This window comes from Archaeoglobus neptunius (assembly GCF_016757965.1).
In the GTDB taxonomy this organism is placed as follows: Archaea; Halobacteriota; Archaeoglobi; order Archaeoglobales; family Archaeoglobaceae; genus Archaeoglobus; species Archaeoglobus neptunius.
In genome coordinates this window covers 1-17,293 of sequence record NZ_JAEKIW010000006.1, presented here as the reverse complement: position 1 = coordinate 17,293, position 17,293 = coordinate 1, and the positions used below count along the sequence as shown (strand labels likewise).

Genomic DNA, 17,293 nt, shown 5'->3' with positions numbered 1-17,293 from the left:
AAAAATATATCTTTTGAAACTATAACACACTTTAATGGTGAGAAACCACTATGACATTCTAAGGAAGTACGTAAGGGACAGAAATTTACTTGATTCCGTAAAATTGGATGAGAAATACAGAGTTGTGGATGAGTACTGGATCCAGGAACCATTCATAAAGGCCGTAATCGTGGAAAAAGAGGAGGAGTTCAGGGATTATTACAATATACTGGAGCCAACCGTCGGACCAGAGGAAGCTCAGATGATCTCAACCCTCTTTTCAGATCTCAAAAGAGTGCTGGTGCTTCGTGATGTTTCTGTTGATATTGAGGAGAGGGCGGAAGTTCTTGTCGGGAATATAAACAGACTTTCCAGAGAATATGCTGTAAAATTGGATGATAATTTCTATTCACGAATGCTTTATTATCTTTTCCGCGATTTCTTCGGTTATGGTGTGATAGATCCCCTGATGGAAGACCCCAACGTTGAAGACATCTCTTGCGATGGCTACAACATTCCCATATACATCTATCATCAAAAATACGGAAATATCGAAACGAATATAGTGCTTGACAAGGAAAGACTTGACAGGATGGTTTTGCGATTGACTCAGAGGAGTGGAAAGCATATCTCTCTTGCCAGTCCGATAGTTGATGCAACGTTGCCAGATGGAAGCAGACTTCAGGCCACTTTCGGAACGGAAGTAACCCCTCACGGTTCAAGTTTCACCATAAGAAAGTTCACGGCTGAACCCCTAACGCCGGTGGACCTTATAGAAAAGGGAACCGTACCTTCGGGAGTCCTTGCTTATCTGTGGCTTGCAATAGAGTACAAGTTTTCGGCAATAGTTGTCGGTGAGACGGCAAGCGGCAAAACAACCACCCTCAATGCCATTCTCATGTTCGTCCCTCCCGAGGCCAAAATCGTTTCAATTGAGGACACCCGGGAAATCAAACTGTATCACGAGAACTGGCTGGCGGAGGTGACGAGAGTGGGTGTTGGCGAGGGAGAAATAGACATGTACGACCTGCTGAAGGCAGCATTGAGGCAGAGGCCGGATTATATTGTGGTGGGAGAAGTGAGGGGTAAGGAAGCACAGACCCTGTTTCAGGCGATGTCTACGGGTCATGCAAGTTACTCAACTCTGCATGCTGGAGATGTCAACCAGATGGTTTACAGACTAGAAAGCGAACCATTGAAGGTTCCGAGGAGCATGCTCCAGTTTCTGGACATTGCGCTTGTTCAGACGATGTGGGTGAAAGGTGCTACGAGGTTCAGGAGAACCAAGGAGGTAAACGAAATACTGGGTATTGACCCTGTTGATAAGAACCTGCTTGTAAATCAGTTTGTTAAATGGGATCCAAAGGCTGATGAGCATGTTGAGGTGGGAATGCCGAAAAAAATAGAAAAGATTGCTGACATCATGGGAACAAGCGTTCAGGAGGTGTACGAGGAGCTGCAAAATCGGAAGCAGTATCTTGAGATGATGGTTAAGAAGGGAGTTAGGGACTACAAACGTGTTACCAAACTTATCCATGCCTACTATCGCAATCCGGAACTGGCAATGTCCAGACTTGGTGAGATGGTATGAGCGAGCCGATTCTTTACTCGCCGTTATCTCTCCGAAGATTTTACAGAAAGCGTGTGAATGGAAAGCCAGAGAAGTATTCGGATCTCCTGAGTGCACTTGAAAGGTCTAGGCTTCGATACACGATATCTGAAATACTGGCAATTGCCATATTCTATCCACTTCTTGCCACGGTTCCCGGAACCATGCTCGGTTATCTGATTTCGGAGATAATCAAGCCGGAAGAGTTATTGGTTATCAGGGGCTTTGTGGTGGAGTACTGGAAGATCCAAATCGCCCTATGTGCGGGATTTGCGATCCTCGCATTTGGATTTACAAGATATCTCATCCTTTCGTATCCTTACTACGTGACCAACGTGAGAAAAAGCAAAATTGACTCCTCTTTACCCCATGCGGTCAACATGATGCTGGGAATGGCTAAGGGTGGTGTACCCCTTATTTCCATTTTCAAGTTTATAGCGGAGAACAGGGACGTTTTTGGTGAGATCAGCAGGGAGTTTGAGAGAATAGTCCTTCTGGTGGATGTATTTGGTGCGGACGTTTACACAGCCGTAAAGCAGGTTGCCGAGACCACACCATCTGACAGGCTGAAAACGTTTCTTGAGAACTTTCTCAATGTATATGAGGGAGGAGGCGATGTTGTTGAGTATTTGAGGGCAAAATCAGAACAGTTTCTGTCGGAGCGGGAGACTTATTACACTCTTTTCCTTGAAACCCTGCAGGTGTTTGCAGAAATATACCTGGCGCTTTTCATCGTTGCCCCCCTCTTTTTCCTTACCGTGCTTGTGGTGTTTCAGCTTGTGGGTGGCGGTGCGCTCAACGTGTTCAAGCTCGTCATGTACACGTTTATTCCTCTTGGCACCCTTCTCGTCATCTGGTTGATAAGATCGGCCATTCCAAGTGAATCGGCAGGATTTGGAGAGAAAAGGGAAGAAGTGGAAATTCTTGACATGAAAATTGCAGACAGGCCACCCGGGTTTAAGGTTGACAGTTTCAGGCTCAGGCTGAGAAAAATATGGAAGTTTTTAACGAGACCATTTACGGAGGAAGTGTACACTCTAACACTCAGAGCCCTGTCCTTTTACCTGATCCTCCCCGCTGCGATATTTTTCTTCCTTGCTTACGGAAAAATCGACTACGATATTCTGATTTTTGCCACTCTCTCGACTGTTATCTTTCCATCCATTGTTTTCATCGAGTACAAAGAAAGAGTTTTGAGAAAAATGGAGAAGGAGCTGCCAGAATTTTTGAAACAGCTTGCATCTCTAAACGAAGCGGGTCTCAACGTCGTTGAGGCTCTACGCCACCTTTCTGATACTGAACTCGGTATTCTGGGCAGAGAAATCAGAAAAATAAAGAGAGAGATCGAATGGGGAGGTCTGATAACATCGGCACTTGAAAAGATCGAGAGAAGGGTGAAAAGCCCCATTTTCACCAGGGCGATATCCCTCCTTATAAGAGCAATAGAGTCCACCCCAAGCATAAGAGAGGCTCTGATAACGGCATCCATGTATTCCGAGCTGGAAATCGAGGTCAGAGACAGAATCAGGGCACAGATGAGCATGTACATTATAATTATCTATTTATCTTTTGCTGTCTTTCTGTACACCGCCTATGTCCTGATCCAGAACATGCTGTCAGTCTTTACACCGGTTGAGGCAACACCCATGCTGAATGTGATGAGTATCAATATGGCGGAAATAAAACGAACGTTTCTGGAAACGTCTCTTATTGTTGGTGCGTCCTCTGGAGTTATGGCCGGCCTGATGGGTGAGGGAAAGCTGGAATCTGGCTTAAAGCATGTCTTCATTCTGGTGGTGATAGTTTATGTTTTCTTCAGATTCATACTCCCGTAAAACAAGGATATCGGCCCACTTCCTGGATGCAGCTCCTGCAGAAGGAGACACCGTTACTGTGGAGGGATGGCTTACCTACTACGATGAGAAAAAGAAATCATGGATTCCGCTTGAAAATGCCAGAGTCTATATCTATCTGGATGGTAGGGAGCTGGGCAATGCAGAAACCAACAGTTATGGAATGTTCTCTTTTTCCTTTCCCGTGTCGTTTGCGGCCAAGCACAAGCTTGAAGTGCGGTTTAAGGGAAAGGCGGGGTACGGTGTAACCAGCAAGACTCTTGAGTTTCAGGTTCTGAGGAGAGAGGATAAGAAAAGACTCGGAAGACTGACGAGAGATATTTTTCTTCTGATTCTTGTCATGATCTTTCTGCTCTTCCTGACAATTTTCTTCTTGAAATCTTTTTAGATTATTCTTATCTTGCCAAATTTAAGGGATTTTGTGATCGTGTTCTCGATCTGTCTGACTTCGCCGAGCTCCCCTTCCAGCCTCTTCAGCATGTCAAAAATATTGCCGTAGATCATCATTCCCTTAACGGCACTCCCTCTGTAATTTGCGTTCATAACCTCCAGGCTGAAATCTCCGCTTATCGGATTTGCAGTGTGAGAACCGATAAGAGAGTGAATTATGATACATTTTTCACTCTCGTCAGTATCGTCCGCCTTTACTACAATATTACTGGGCATGGGAGAGGGATAGCCCGTATTTTCCATTCTGAATCCATTTGCAGTTATTCCGTACTTTTTTGAATGCTTCCAGTCCGAGTAATATCCCCTGACTACACCATTTTCCATAAGCGTGGTCGGGACTGTATTGACACCCTCATCGTCAAAGCTGCAGCTTGCCAACCCGCCCCTCACTGTGGGATCATCAATGATCGTTATCTCACCGTATTTATCTCCGATTCTAACTCTGCTTCTGCCTTTTTCAACGTTCTCGGCAGAGAATGATGGGTAGAGCGAATAGAAGAATAGCTGATGAACGGCTATCGGCTCGAGCACGATGTCATACACACTACTTTCAATTTTTCTGGCCCTCGAAGATTCAAGTGCAAGTTCTTCTGCTCTTCTTGCAGTTTCCTCTATTTCAAGCTCAGCAGTTCTGCTGTCGCAGACTTCATAGCCACTTCCTCCATCATGTACAGTCTCTACGAGCATTGACGATATGGTGGATTTTTCGTAGCACTCCAGTCCGTAGGAGTTCTCTATTTCTACCTCTTCGATCTCATGAGCAATCTTTGCCGAGGAAATCTTTGCTCTGCTGATTGAGCTCACTAATCTTTCATATTCCTCCTTCAGAAAATTTGAATCGATATCCTCAACCCTTCTGTCATAGATCCCCTCGACTCTTCGGAATCTCCCTGAGGGAAAGTCGTCCAGAACGTCTTCGGAAATTTTCGCTATCTTTTCAGCCATTTTGATTGCTTCCTCTCTGCTTGCCGAGGACGCGAATCCAACTCTCCCTTTCACGATAACCCTTGCCGCAAAGCCAGACTCTGCGTATGATTCAATAACCTTCAGTTTTCCCGCTTCGATCTCGGCAGAGATCCCTCTGGTTCTGTAGTGATACACCTCCCAGTCCATCAGGCTCCACCTACCGTTGCTTTGCAGAGAACATGGGGGGAACCATCGGAAACGGGTACAAGCTGTCCGGCCTTACCGCAGAATCCCGGATCGAAGTCTATTCTGCTGCCAATTTTGACGTTTCTTAAAATGTCAAGAGTATTTCCGGCCAGCGAGACATCCCTCACCATCTCCTTTAGCTCACCCCCCTTCACCAGGTATCCGTACTGTGCGTTGAAGTGGAAATAGCCGGTGGATGGGTTGGTTTCGCCCCCCCTCGATCCAACAAGATAGACGCCCTCTCCACACTCCTCGAGCAACTCCTCAAAAGTGTAGTCAGAAGGTGCGAGGTACGTGTTGCTCATCCTTACTATCGGAATTTCTACCCCCTGGGATCTTGCATTTCCCGCCCGTCCTCCAAGCTTCTTTGCCGTTTCTCTGCTGTGAAGAAAGCTCTTTAAAATTCCGTTTTCCACAATAACCTTCTTCTCTGCCTTAATCCCCTCGTCGTCAAAGGGGAAGAAGCCAAATTCCGGTAGGGTGGGGTCATCTATGATGCTGACATTTTCGTCTGCAACCCTTTCACCCAACCTGCCTTCAAGAACTGTTGCGCCCTGAAGGACGTGATCAGCCTCTACAGCATGCCCGAAAGCTTCGTGAACAAACACGCCTGCAAGGCTCGGATCCATCACAACATTCATCTCTCCTGAAGGAGGAGAACCAGCGTTGGCGAGCTTCGGTAGTATTTTTCTCACCTCTTCGGCAGTTTCAACGGCATTTTTCAGCACTTCGAAACCACCTGCTTTCATCAACCTTCTTGAGAGAAACTGAAGAGTTTTACCCTTTCCGACTCCTGTTATGGAGACACCGGTTCGATAAACTGTATATTCGACTTCAGACCCGCACGAATCAACGTACCGGAAAACTCGACTGTTTTCAAAGTAAACAACTTTGGTGCTGACACACACGTCTCTTATAATCTTCTCGAGATCTTTTAAAAGCTCAACTTTCTCTTCAATGGGCACATCCTCCGGTCTGACCTTCACCTTCATTACATACCTTCCCTCGGAAATATTCTCGGCAATTTCGGAATCCGATTCAAAAACTGCGTTTCCTTCAGCAATTTTTATGCCCACCTCATCGGGAACATCACCTTCAAATATGCCCCAGAACCCATTTTTCAGAACCCTGAATCCTTTGGCTTTCGCATGATCGTATTTTGGCTTCTCTATTTTTCCGTTCTCAAGCTGAATGGTGAGGGATGTGGCTTCTATCTCTCTGATATCGTAAAAATTCATCCGTCCATCCCTCTCTCTTTCAATATGCTCTCGGCTGCAATCAGGCCTGTTACCGCTGCTCCAACAATTCCCCTGCTTACCCCTGCCCCGTCACCTATAGCGTAAATGTATGGAATGCTTGTCCTCATCCACTCATCGACCTTCAGTTTTAAGGAGTAAAATTTCACCTCCGGAGCGTAAAGGAGGGTGGAGTCATCAGCCACTCCCGGAATGACCTTGTCAAGCCTCTCAAGCGCATCGAGTATGTCATCTATTGCTCTCCCCGGATAGGCAAGGCTGATGTCTCCCGGTATTGCTGTTTTTAAAGTTGGTTTTACAAGCCTGTTGTTTCTTATCCTGCTCTCCGTACTCCTTCTTCCCAGCCTCAGATCTTTCAGCCTCTGGACAATCGGGTTCCCTCCGCCCAGCTTTGTTGTGATCCTTGCCAGGTCTCTACCCCACTCGTTGGGTTCATCAAAAGGTTCCGTAAACTCGTAGTGTCCAAGAAGAGCGAAATTGGAGTTGTTTGTCTTCTCCCTAGCCTTGCTGTGGCCGTTGACAAGGCAAAAGTCGCCGTAGTCCTCCCTTATTACCCACCCTCTCGGACATGTGCAGAAAGTCCTCATGTAATCATCATGCCTCTTCGTTGTAACTCTCAGCTTTGGATCGTAGATCGTTGAAGTGATGTCGTCCATTATTGAAGCGGGAACTTCCACCCTGACACCAACGTCGATAGCCTTTGAATTCTCCGCCACCTCTATACTGTACTCCTTTGTCCAGCTTTCAAGCCAGCTTGCACCACTTCTGCCAACCGCTATTATGAGGTGGTCGTATCCGTATTCCTCACCTTTATCTGTTCTGACAATTTTCTTCTCTGGATCGATGTCAACAACGGTTTTTCGGGTGTAGATTCTGACACCCTCCTTTTTTAGCCTGTCCTCGATACTTTTTACCACCTTGGGAAGTTCATCGCTCCCCACGTGTCTCTGTCTGAGAGGTACGAACTCAATTCCAGCGGCATTCGCCCTCTTTAAAAATTCGTTAATTCTTTCCGGATCCTCACCGTAGATCTCGTCCGGAGCGCCATGTTTAAGGAAAATCTGATCAACTTCGTTCATTTTTTCTATAAGGTATTTGGGATCCAGAAAGTCAAAATCACCACCCACAGAGAAGCTTGATGGGTACTCGGGGTTAACGTAGTTCAGCTTACCGTCGGAGAGACCTCCAGCTCCACCAACTCCGGATGTGATGTTGCAGGGGTTGCATTTGCTGCAGTAGCTTTCTGACAGATCACTTGGGCACTTTCTGCTTGAAATATCCCGCCCCATCTCGAAAATCGCAGTGTTAAGCTTTCCTGCAAGCTTGTAGGCTGCAAACATTCCTCCAGGTCCGGCGCCTATTATTATGACGTCAAATTTCATACATTTTGAGCTTAGTATTGAGAGGCCTTTTAAGCTTTGTTGTTTTCAAAAAGGTATTTTAACTATCAAACAACTCACTGACGATGAGAGAAGCTGCAAGATTATCAGAAATATCAACCTCAATGATACGAAGGATGTTTGAGATTGTTGAAAGGGCAAGAAAAGAGGGCAGAGAAATCGTCAGTCTGACCATTGGCGAGCCCGATTTCAGCACTCCCAGAGAGGTTATTGAAAGAGCTGTAGCTGCCATGAATTCCGGATACACACATTATACATCCAACTTCGGTCTTGATGAGCTTAGGGAGGTTATCGCTGAGAGGTACGGAGTACCCACATCGGATGTGATGATTACTGCAGGTGGCAGTGAGGCACTGATGAACGCTTCTCTTGCTCTAATTGAGCGGGGAAGTAGGGTTATCATCCCGACACCCAATTTTCTCAGCTATTTTACCTATGCAAAACTATGCGAGGCAAGGATAGAGGAGGTCAGGACACACGATACAGGCTTCAAGCCGGATCCAGACAGAATAAACGAGGTTATGGATAGAGATGTCAGCGTGATTTTTCTCAACTATCCAAACAATCCGACAGGTGTTGTGGCCGGGAAAAAGGAGCTAAGGGAAATAGTTGAGATAGCCTCGGACTACAATGCTGTTGTGATAAGTGATGAGATTTACGATCAGATACACTATGATGCAAAACCGATTTCTCTGGCCGGGTATGAGAACGTCGTTGTGGTGAATGGATTTTCCAAGTCCCTCTCGATGACCGGATGGAGGATAGGATTCACGATAGCCGGTGAGAGCCTATTGGACTCAATGCTGAAGGTTCATCAGGTCAACGGGGTGTGTGCACCTGCCTTTGCACAAAAGGCTGTCGCTGATGTGATTGGAGATGGTTTGTTTGACAAAATCGTTTCGGAAATGGTTTCCGAGTTCAGAAGGCGCAGAGATTATGTGTACTCAGAACTGAGTGAAATTTATGAGGTTGTAAAGCCTGAAGGAGCCTTCTACATGTTTGTAAATGTGAATGAGGATTGCATGGCATTTATCGAGAAGCTGCTGCAATTTGGGGTCGCCGTTACACCGGGTCTGCCTTTCGGTACTCACAACAAAACCTATGTGCGAATCAGCTATGCAAATTCGATGGAAAACCTGAAAAAAGCGGTAAAAGCTTTTAGGGAGTATGAGAGTCAGAAACCTCGAAGCCCGTGATTCAAAAGATGCTGCAAGGATTCTGATTTTATCTTTTGAACGGGAGTTAAACGGTATTTTTGGAGATATTGAGCTTGCGAGGGAGCTCTTTTTCAAGTTCTTTGGCCAGTACACTGAAAACTGCTTCGTGGTTGAGGAGGGGAGAATTATCGGATTTGCGTCCTATTCCTCTGGAAACACCCCCATTTCGGATTTCTTGAAGAGGGAACTGGGATTCGTCAGGGGGTTGAAGACTTCACTCCTAATTCGCTATCTTTGCCCAAAACCCAAGAGAGGAGAGGGTGTCATTAACTTTATTGCGGTCTCCCCTCTCCGTAGAAACTGTAAAGCTGGTTCAGCACTTCTTGAAAGGATAGTTGAGGATGCAAGTGAGAAACGGCTGAGGTTACTGAAGGTTTATGTGTCGGTTGATAACGATGCAGGAATCGGACTTTTCACAAAATATGGTTTTGAAATTGAGAAGATGATCGATCACAGATTTGCTGAAAAGAATTTCGGTTTCAGACAGTGGTATCTGATGAAAAAAGAGTTAGATCCTCAGTCTGCCCAGCATTCTGCTTGAAAGTGACAGCGAGTATTCCTTTCTCAGCTTCTCTATTCCTGGATTGCTGATGATCTCCAGCTCCTTCTCCGTAATACCGTACCTTTCCATGGCGATCCTGATGTGCTCCACCTCTTCTGGAGAAAAGCCCATGAGTCTCGCAGCAACAACGTCTGCAGCTATCACACTGTCGCTTGCTATCAGAACTCCATGCTTTACCGGTTTTGGACGCATTTCTGAATTCGTTCCACCAATAACACCGTCTATTATTGTAAATGTGGGTTTTATGAAGCTCAGAAGGTCGACAAGCTTGTTGTGAATGTTGGGATGCATATAAACAGCGGGCTTCTTCAAAAACCCCATGTTATTCTTGATCCCCAGTGTGACCTTTGTCAGGTGATGAACCTTGAGCTTGGGGACAGATATGTAACCTTCCTTTTTCGCTTTAAACGCAGTTTTGGCAATCTTTATCTTCTTCAGGACTTTGCCACCGATTTTTACTTCGATGAATTCATCTGTGTTGAGGTTGACACATTCAGCAATCTTCCGTAACCCGAAATACTCGAAGCATTTCTCAGAAGATTTTTTGTAGAACCCTCCTTCGATTATCGTCAGATCCATTCCGTATTCACGTGCCACATCAACTGTCGCCCTTATCAACTCGGGATGAGTTATACATCCTTTTTCAGGACTGTCGTGTTTGAGAAAGTTTGGCTTGAGGTATTTTGCCCTGAAATTGAAAGTTTCAAAGGCTCTCTCTACAAAATTTTTAGTGCTATCATAATTCCCGACCCTTTCGACTAATACCTTCATGTCAGGATATTTTGAACGTCAGGAGTTTAAAACTAATGTGCACCAAAAACAATATTACCGCACAGGCTAAAAACCAACGTGCGTCTCGGGGTCGTTTACAGCGGTGACTTTGGAAGAAGATTTGTAAGCAACCTTGCATATCCGTATCTCTGCCCGACTTTCGGGGCGTGTGGAATCAATGGATGTGATTACTGCAAGAGACATGACTACAGCTCAAAAATTGTTTATGTGAGGGAACTCAGTCAGGACCTCGGCCTTTACATTGAGGAACCTGAGAAATTTGTTGAGCCCTTTGAATGTGATGTTGTTGTTGCGATAAATGTCCATCCCGACATTCTTGTTTCTCTTCCGGAAATAGGAGAATTTAAGGCCATGATCGTTCCCGCCTGCAACCAGAACTGGTGCCTGCCGGGGTTGAGGAAGCAGTTGAAAGAGAAATGTGAAGAGCAGGGAATTGAGTTCTCGTCACCTAAGCCTTTTTGTGCGCTAACCCCTGAAGGAAAGGTCATATCCAGATTTTGCAACGAGTTCGGTGTTGGAAGGCCTGAGTTCAGAGTTGAAATGAACGAAAAAAGAATTGAGAGGATCGAGGTTTTGAGAAGCGATCCCTGCGGCTCAGCTTTCTATGTGGCAAAGAGAATGAGCGGATTTATTATTGATAGTCTAAATGAATTTTGGAAAGAAATACACCAGCATCAATGCGCCTATCCATGCATGGCGAGCATGGACAGGGATGTAGAGCTTAGGGAGGCACCTTTCCATCTTGCAGGCTATATAATGGTCTATCAGTTCAGCATTGCCGCTGGAATCGATGCGGAAAAATTTGTCCCCGATCATTTTAAGGAGATCGTCTGTCTGGGAAAGAGTCTTATTTAGTTCCGTCATTGGATGATTGATGAGATATGAGGAACCGGTATTCCGGCCACCGAGTGAAGCGTTCAGCCTTATAGTTCAGGCAACCATCGGGTGTTCGTGGAACAGATGTACGTTTTGCGGGATGTACAAAATGAAAAAGTTCAGGGTTAGAGACAGTGATGAAGTGAAGGAAGATTTCAAAATGGCCAAAAAGATTTACGGAAACGTTAGCAGAATATTTCTGGCCGATGGCAACGCTCTGGCTGCTGACACGGATTTCCTTCTGGATATCGCAAAGTATGCAAATTCGCTTTTCGATCTGGAGAGGATAAGCTGTTATGCAACACCGCAGGATTTGCTGGAGAAAAGTAAATCCGAGCTTTTGAAATTGAGGAAAGCCGGAATCAAACTTCTTTATGTTGGAGTTGAGAGTGGAGACGATACAATTCTCGAAAAAATTCGCAAAGGTGTAACTTCAGATGAAATAGCTGAAGCCTGTCAGAAAGGCCATGAATGCGGTTTTGATCTGTCAGTAACTGTTATGACAGGAATTGGCGGGAAAGAGAGGAGTTACGAGAACGCAAGAAATACTGCAAAACTTCTTAACAGAATCAATCCTGAATACACCGGGGTCCTCACCTACATGCCAGTTCCCAACACACCCCTGTATGTTAAGATAAAAAGGGGGGAGTTTATCCTGCCGAACGCAGTTGAAAATCTGTTCGAACTCAGGTGGATGGTCGAGAGGATCGAGGCAAGAACGATCTTCAGGTGCAACCATGCGTCCAATTATCTTCCCCTGAAGGGGAATCTGCCCGATGATAAAAATGAGCTTCTGAAAGCGATAGACTATGCTATCTCTCACCCTGACGTTCTTAAACCCGAATGGATGAGGGGACTGTAGCTTTCACTCTTCAGTTTTTCAGGAAGCCACACAGAAACCGAATTATAATCCGAGGCCCCAAAAATACTTTATGAATGTTCAATTTAGAATATGGATTGAGAAGGAAGGCGAGCATGTGATCGGGAAGGGTGGGGCAAAAATTTTGAGAGCCATAGAAACTGAGGGTTCGATTTCTGCCGCATGTAAGAAACTCGGGATGTCCTACAGGTATGTGTGGGGGTATATAAAAAAAATGGAAAAGGTTGTGGGGCCGGTGGTTAGCAGTTCGAAGGGTGGAAGCAAAGGTGGGAGGACGATTTTAACAAAGAGAGGCAGAGAAATTGTCGAGTACTACGAGTTCTATGAGGGCCTTATAAACAGGTTAGTGTCGGGCGATTTTTTGAGAATCAGAATTGAGAATGGGAAGGTGGTTGGCAGATCTGTTGAGGATGGAGAGTTTGTTATAATAAGAGTCTGATTACAGAAAAAGCAATTCCGGGATTCTTCAAGAGTCGCAGGAGGATTTTGAAGGTTGAGGCCAGCAGAGTTGACGGACTGTCCATATGCACACCCCTGAAATCAAAGTCCCGCATCAGTCTGAAAAGCTCCTCCATACTTCTGTTGTCAAGGGAGTAGAGCCTTCTTATTCTCTCTCCGAACCTGTATTCTCTTCCCAGTCTTTTCAGGTATAGTTGCCTGTAAAGCTCGAGATTTGGGAAGGTCTCATTCAGTGTTTCTGCGGCAACAAGCAGATAGTACAGCCCTCCCCCGGTGTAGGGTTTTACCATTCCTGCAGAGTCGCCGATAAGTGCCACATTCCCTTTTACGAAATTTACAAGTCTGTCCGGAAATCCTCCGGCGTTTAACTCGATGACACTTCCTTTAATTCTTTCTGAAACGGATGGATGCTTCTCAATAAGATTTTTGAAGAGTTTGTAAGGATCGTTTCTGCTTATTACTCCGATTCTGGCCGTATCTCCGAGGGGTATTGCGTAGGCGAAGAAATCAGACCAGCCGAAATAGAGCTCCACAAAACCATCATCGAGGGGTTCGAACTTCATCTCTGCCTGAACGGCTGTAAATACTCCTGGTTGTTCGAACCCAAAGTTCTTTGCCACCGCAGAACCTATTCCATCTGCGCCCACTATTATATCTGCCACAATTTCTGAATTCCCAATTACAGCCTTCCTGCCATTAAACCGAACCTTTGATTTAATAAAAACATCTGCTTTTTCCGATGCCTTTTCAAACAGCATGGCGTCAAGAATCTTTCTTTCAACGACATACGCCTTTCCCCTAGCTTCAATGTGGTTCCCGGATGGTGAAAAGAAGAAAGCTCCCTTTATCTCGTTCTCCATGGCTTTCTTAATTTTGCAAAACTCTCCGTACTTTTTGTAACAGATGTCGCTAATCAGACCTGCACACTGGACAGGGTATCCTGGACTCTGGTGATCCTCGGCAATCACAACATCCGACTTTTTGCCGAGCATTATGGCTGTGAGCGACCCGGCCGGTCCACCACCCACAATAAGGGTTTTCACAGCAGAAGTTGGGGACGAAATATATATTTTTAAGGTCACCATATTACATGCCCGACGTCCTTTACGCAAATCTCTGCCCCGTTTGTGGCGGTGATTTAAGCTCAGATGAAATCGAGCATGCTGTATGTACTGCAAAGAAGGGGGAACTTTGCAGGAGAGAGGAGGATGATGAGGTAGCAAGGTTCGTATCGTTTTTCGAGAAATGTGTCGGAAAGCCGAGATCGATTCAGAAACTCTGGGCGAAAAGAGTTCTCAGAGGTGAGAGTTTTGCTGCAACAGCTCCCACGGGTATCGGCAAAACATCGTTCGGCATAGCTGTCTCCCTCTTTCTGGCCTTGAAGGGTAAGAGATGTTATCTTATTTTTCCAACTTCATTGCTTGTGAATCAGGCTTTGGAAACAATTTCCGGGTTTGCGGAAAAAGCACAGCTTGAAATTTCCGTTAATGAGTTTGGTGAGGGTATTAATATCGGATATTACCACGCCAGGCTTGGTAAGAAGGAAAAAGAGGCTTTTTTTGATAACCTGGATAGATTCCAAATTCTTATCACCACAACACAGTTTCTATCAAAGCATTATGCCGGTCTGGGAACCTTCAATTTCATTTTCGTTGATGATGTGGACGCAATTCTAAAGGCATCGAAGAACATTGACCGAATTCTGGCACTTCTCGGTTTCCATTATAACGAAAAAACAAGGAGCTGGAAAGGTGAGGCAAAAGGATCTCTCATGGTGTCAACTGCAACTGCGAAAAAAGGAAAAAAGGCTGAACTTTTCAGAACCCTTCTTAACTTTGATATTGGTTCATCAAGATTGACTGTCAGAAATATTGAGGATGTGGCCGTGAACGAGGAGAGCATACAGGAGATAGAGTATATTCTCGGAAAAATGGGGACAGGTGGATTAATCTACGCGAGAAGTGCAGAGGATGCCAGATCGATATACGAGAGGTTGAAAGACAGGTTCAAAACTGGAATCGTTGTTGCCGAAAAATCTGATGATTTTGATAGATTTGCCAGAGGGGAGGTCGATTACCTGATAGGTACCGCTCATTATTACGGAAAATTGGTTAGAGGTCTGGATCTCCCTGAAAGAGTAAGATATGCCGTTTTTGTGGGCTGTCCCACCTTTAAAGTCAGAGTTGGAGACCTCGATTCTCTCAGTCTTCCAATGCTCAGGATTCTGGCCATGATCTACCGCAGTCATCCCGAAATTGAGAGGATTCTGCCGTATATAGAAAAAATATCCCGGGAGGAGCTGAGAGAACTGGTGAAAGAGGCAATGGAGAACTACAGGCCAGACGCAAAAGATGTGGTGGTGAGGAAAAATGAAATACTGTTTCCGGATATCAGAACGTACATTCAGGGTTCCGGTAGAACCTCAAGACTCTTTGCTGGTGGTCTGACGAAGGGAGCGTCCTTTCTTCTTGAAAACGACACGGAGCTTCTGTCAGCTTTCATTGAGAGGGCCAGGTACTATGACATAGAATTCAAAAAAATTGAAGAAGTCGATTTTGATGCTCTCGTGAAAGAGGTTGACGAAAGCAGAGAGAGGTACAGGAGGAAAGAAGAGTTTGATCTTGTAAAACCAGCTCTTTTCATTGTGGAGAGTCCCACGAAGGCCAGACAGATTTCCCGCTTTTTCGGCAGACCGAGTGTTAAGATCCTGAACGGTGCGGTTGTTTATGAGGTGCCAATGGAGAGGTATGTTCTCATGGTCACGGCGAGCATCGGTCACATCACAGACCTCATAACGAACAGGGGTTTTCATGGAGTGGTTGTGAATGGAAAATTCGTACCCATCTATGCCTCAATCAAAAGATGCCGGAATTGCGGATACCAGTTCACCGAGGAGAGGAAAAGCTGTCCGAAGTGCAGCAGCGATGATATTGACGATTCAAAGGATAGGATCAACGCCATCAGGAAGCTTGCCCATGATGCCGGGTTCATCATAATAGGCACGGATCCCGATACCGAGGGTGAGAAAATTGCATGGGATCTGAAAAATTTGCTCTCAGGGTGTGGAGAGGTGAAAAGAGCAGAGTTTCATGAGGTGACAAGAAAAGCTGTTCTCGAAGCTTTTGATTCACTCAGGGAAATCAACGAAGATCTCGTGAGGGCTCAGATTGTGAGGAGGGTTGAGGACAGGTGGATAGGTTTTGTGCTGAGTCAGAAGCTGTGGAACAGGTTTAACAATCGCAACCTGTCTGCCGGAAGAGCGCAGACTCCAGTCCTCGGATGGATAATAGAGAGATACAGGGATTCAAAGGAGAAGAAGACTATTGCCATTGTCAGAGACCTTGATCTGGTTCTTGAGCATGATAGGGAAGAGTTTGAATTGAAAATCAAACTGAAAGGCGAAAGGGAGGAGCTGAGGATTCCACTACCACCGTACACAACTGAGACCCTGCTGAGCGATTCAAACAGGATATTAAAGCTTTCTGTGAAGCAAACGATGCAGGTTGCCCAGGATTTATTTGAGAACGGTCTTATCACCTACCACAGGACGGATTCAACAAGGGTTAGCGATGCTGGACAGATGATAGCAAGAGAGTATCTCGGAAAAGAATTTTCGGGTAGAGGATGGGGAGAAGGGGGGGCACACGAATGTATAAGACCAACAAGACCCCTCGACAAGGATGGCCTTCGCAGACTTATCCACGAAGGTGTTATAGTTGCTGAAGGACTTGGTTGGGAGCACTTCGCCCTGTATGACTTAATTTTTCGCAGATTTATGGCCTCACAGTCCAAGCCCTTCACAGTGAGGGTAAAGGAGTACGTTATAGAGTTTGACGGAAGGAGTGTGCAGGAAGAAAGGATTGTGGAGGCCAGAGGTAGAGCGTACGATCTCTACAGGTCGGTTTGGGTCAGGAAGGATTTACCCACAGGAGAATTCGTCGTCAGGGCTGAAATTAGGAGGGTCCCAAAAGCACATCCCCTAACTCAGGCGGAAATAATTCAGATGATGAAGGAGAGAGGAATAGGCCGACCATCCACCTACGCCACGATAGTTGACAGACTCTTTGCCCGTAATTATGTGAAGGACAGATATGGCAGAGTCATTCCGACAAAACTCGGTGTTGATGTTTACACATACCTCATGGACAGGTACTCGCAGTTTGTTTCGGAAAAGAGAACCAGAGACCTTGAGAACAGAATGGATGCGGTTGAGAAGGGAGAGGTTGATTTTGTACGAGCTCTGGATGAGCTCTACGAAGAGATCAAAAGCATTTCTTAATACACGAAATTTTTACCGAATACCGGAAAATCATGTATAAAGTTCAACCAGAAATTCTGACAAAATTCGAAAGGTTTATACCCACCACTAACCACATGATTTATGCTATCGGAATTCATTCTGAGCGAGGACCAGAAAGCGATAAAAGAGGCGGCGAGAGAGTTTGCAGAGAAGGAGTTTCCGAACTATGCCGAGGAGTGCGACAGAGAGGAGAAGTTCCCGTTCGAGCTCTGGAAGAAGGCAGCCCAGCTCGGGTTTATCGGAATGTCGATCCCGGAAGAATACGGCGGGCAGGGGATGGGTGTTCTGGACTCATGCCTTGTAGTGGAAGAATTCTGGAGGGTTGATGGCGGATTGGGACAGATGCTCTCGACTACTTTCGGCTCAGAACAGATTTTAGCTTTCGGCAACGAGGAGCAGAAGAAGAAATACCTCCCACCACTTGCCAAGGGAGAGAAAATCTGCGCAGCCTGCTACACCGAGCCTCAGGCGGGAAGTGATGTAGCGGGCATAAAAACCAGAGCCGACA

At 45.7% G+C, this 17,293-nt stretch carries 15 protein-coding genes; 10 read left to right on the top strand and 5 right to left on the bottom strand.

Features of this window, described 5'->3' with window-relative positions; genetic code table 11:
• The first annotated feature begins 34 nt into the window (after positions 1–34).
• From JFQ59_RS05390 to JFQ59_RS05380, 3 genes are read left to right on the top strand one after another with little or no spacing between them, the layout of a single operon-like run.
• Entirely contained in the window at positions 35–1,570 is a 1,536-nt protein-coding gene (locus JFQ59_RS05390; protein WP_202319398.1) for a type II/IV secretion system ATPase subunit, read from the top strand.
• Positions 1,567–3,423: a type II secretion system F family protein gene (locus JFQ59_RS05385; protein WP_202319397.1), complete on the top strand. Its 1,857-nt coding sequence runs from the start codon at positions 1,567–1,569 to the stop codon at positions 3,421–3,423. Before JFQ59_RS05390 ends, JFQ59_RS05385 begins: the two co-directional genes overlap by 4 nt.
• Entirely contained in the window at positions 3,395–3,829 is a 435-nt protein-coding gene (locus JFQ59_RS05380; RefSeq protein ID WP_202319396.1) for a hypothetical protein, read from the top strand. The genes JFQ59_RS05385 and JFQ59_RS05380 overlap by 29 nt, the downstream gene beginning before the upstream one ends.
• On the opposite strand, the gene JFQ59_RS05375 is transcribed toward JFQ59_RS05380, so the two are convergent.
• The 3 genes from JFQ59_RS05375 to JFQ59_RS05365 are packed head-to-tail and all read right to left on the bottom strand — an operon-like array spanning position 3,826 to position 7,681.
• Entirely contained in the window at positions 3,826–5,004 is a 1,179-nt protein-coding gene (locus JFQ59_RS05375; RefSeq protein ID WP_202319395.1) for a TldD/PmbA family protein, read from the bottom strand. The two genes, JFQ59_RS05380 and JFQ59_RS05375, sit on opposite strands and share 4 nt — an antisense overlap.
• Positions 5,004–6,281 carry a TldD/PmbA family protein gene (locus JFQ59_RS05370; RefSeq protein ID WP_202319394.1) on the bottom strand — a complete coding sequence of 426 codons (1,278 nt, stop codon included), beginning with the start codon at positions 6,279–6,281 and terminating at the stop codon, positions 5,004–5,006. Before JFQ59_RS05370 ends, JFQ59_RS05375 begins: the two co-directional genes overlap by 1 nt.
• Positions 6,278–7,681, bottom strand: a complete 1,404-nt coding sequence (locus JFQ59_RS05365) for an NAD(P)/FAD-dependent oxidoreductase (RefSeq protein WP_202319393.1) — start codon at positions 7,679–7,681, stop codon at positions 6,278–6,280. Before JFQ59_RS05365 ends, JFQ59_RS05370 begins: the two co-directional genes overlap by 4 nt.
• An 83-nt stretch (positions 7,682–7,764) precedes the next feature.
• Between JFQ59_RS05365 and JFQ59_RS05360 the strand changes: the two genes are divergently transcribed.
• Together JFQ59_RS05360 and JFQ59_RS05355 are read left to right on the top strand one after the other, a co-directional pair.
• Positions 7,765–8,895, top strand: a complete 1,131-nt coding sequence (locus tag JFQ59_RS05360; RefSeq protein ID WP_202319392.1) for a pyridoxal phosphate-dependent aminotransferase — start codon at positions 7,765–7,767, stop codon at positions 8,893–8,895.
• The gene (locus tag JFQ59_RS05355; protein ID WP_202319391.1) at positions 8,867–9,457 is read left to right on the top strand and encodes a GNAT family N-acetyltransferase; all 591 of its coding nucleotides are present in this window, start codon (positions 8,867–8,869) and stop codon (positions 9,455–9,457) included. Before JFQ59_RS05360 ends, JFQ59_RS05355 begins: the two co-directional genes overlap by 29 nt.
• Here JFQ59_RS05355 and JFQ59_RS05350 read toward each other — a convergent pair.
• Positions 9,425–10,249, bottom strand: a complete 825-nt coding sequence (locus tag JFQ59_RS05350) for a DUF362 domain-containing protein (RefSeq protein WP_202319390.1) — start codon at positions 10,247–10,249, stop codon at positions 9,425–9,427. The two genes, JFQ59_RS05355 and JFQ59_RS05350, sit on opposite strands and share 33 nt — an antisense overlap.
• Before the next feature lie 78 nt (positions 10,250–10,327).
• On the opposite strand from JFQ59_RS05350, the gene JFQ59_RS05345 reads away from it, so the two are divergent.
• The 3 genes from JFQ59_RS05345 (at position 10,328) to JFQ59_RS05335 (ending at position 12,465) form a co-directional block, all read left to right on the top strand.
• Positions 10,328–11,125 carry a DUF166 domain-containing protein gene (locus JFQ59_RS05345; RefSeq protein ID WP_202319389.1) on the top strand — a complete coding sequence of 266 codons (798 nt, stop codon included), beginning with the start codon at positions 10,328–10,330 and terminating at the stop codon, positions 11,123–11,125.
• Between the two features lie 19 nt (positions 11,126–11,144).
• Complete coding sequence (locus JFQ59_RS05340; protein ID WP_202319388.1) at positions 11,145–12,008, top strand: radical SAM protein; 864 nt, start codon at positions 11,145–11,147, stop codon at positions 12,006–12,008.
• A gap of 70 nt (positions 12,009–12,078) precedes the next feature.
• Complete coding sequence (locus JFQ59_RS05335) at positions 12,079–12,465, top strand: winged helix-turn-helix domain-containing protein (RefSeq protein ID WP_202319387.1); 387 nt, start codon at positions 12,079–12,081, stop codon at positions 12,463–12,465.
• Here the strand turns inward: JFQ59_RS05335 and JFQ59_RS05330 are convergent.
• On the bottom strand, positions 12,449–13,528 hold the full coding sequence (locus tag JFQ59_RS05330) for an NAD(P)/FAD-dependent oxidoreductase (RefSeq protein ID WP_202319386.1): 1,080 nt from the start codon (positions 13,526–13,528) through the stop codon (positions 12,449–12,451). The genes JFQ59_RS05335 and JFQ59_RS05330 overlap by 17 nt on opposite strands.
• A gap of 47 nt (positions 13,529–13,575) precedes the next feature.
• Between JFQ59_RS05330 and rgy the strand changes: the two genes are divergently transcribed.
• Entirely contained in the window at positions 13,576–16,764 is a 3,189-nt protein-coding gene (rgy, locus tag JFQ59_RS05325) for a reverse gyrase (RefSeq protein ID WP_202319385.1), read from the top strand.
• Positions 16,765–16,866: 102 nt separating this feature from the next.
• Positions 16,867–17,293 (top strand): acyl-CoA dehydrogenase family protein (locus JFQ59_RS05320; RefSeq protein WP_202319384.1); only part of this gene is annotated, 427 nt, incomplete at its 3' end.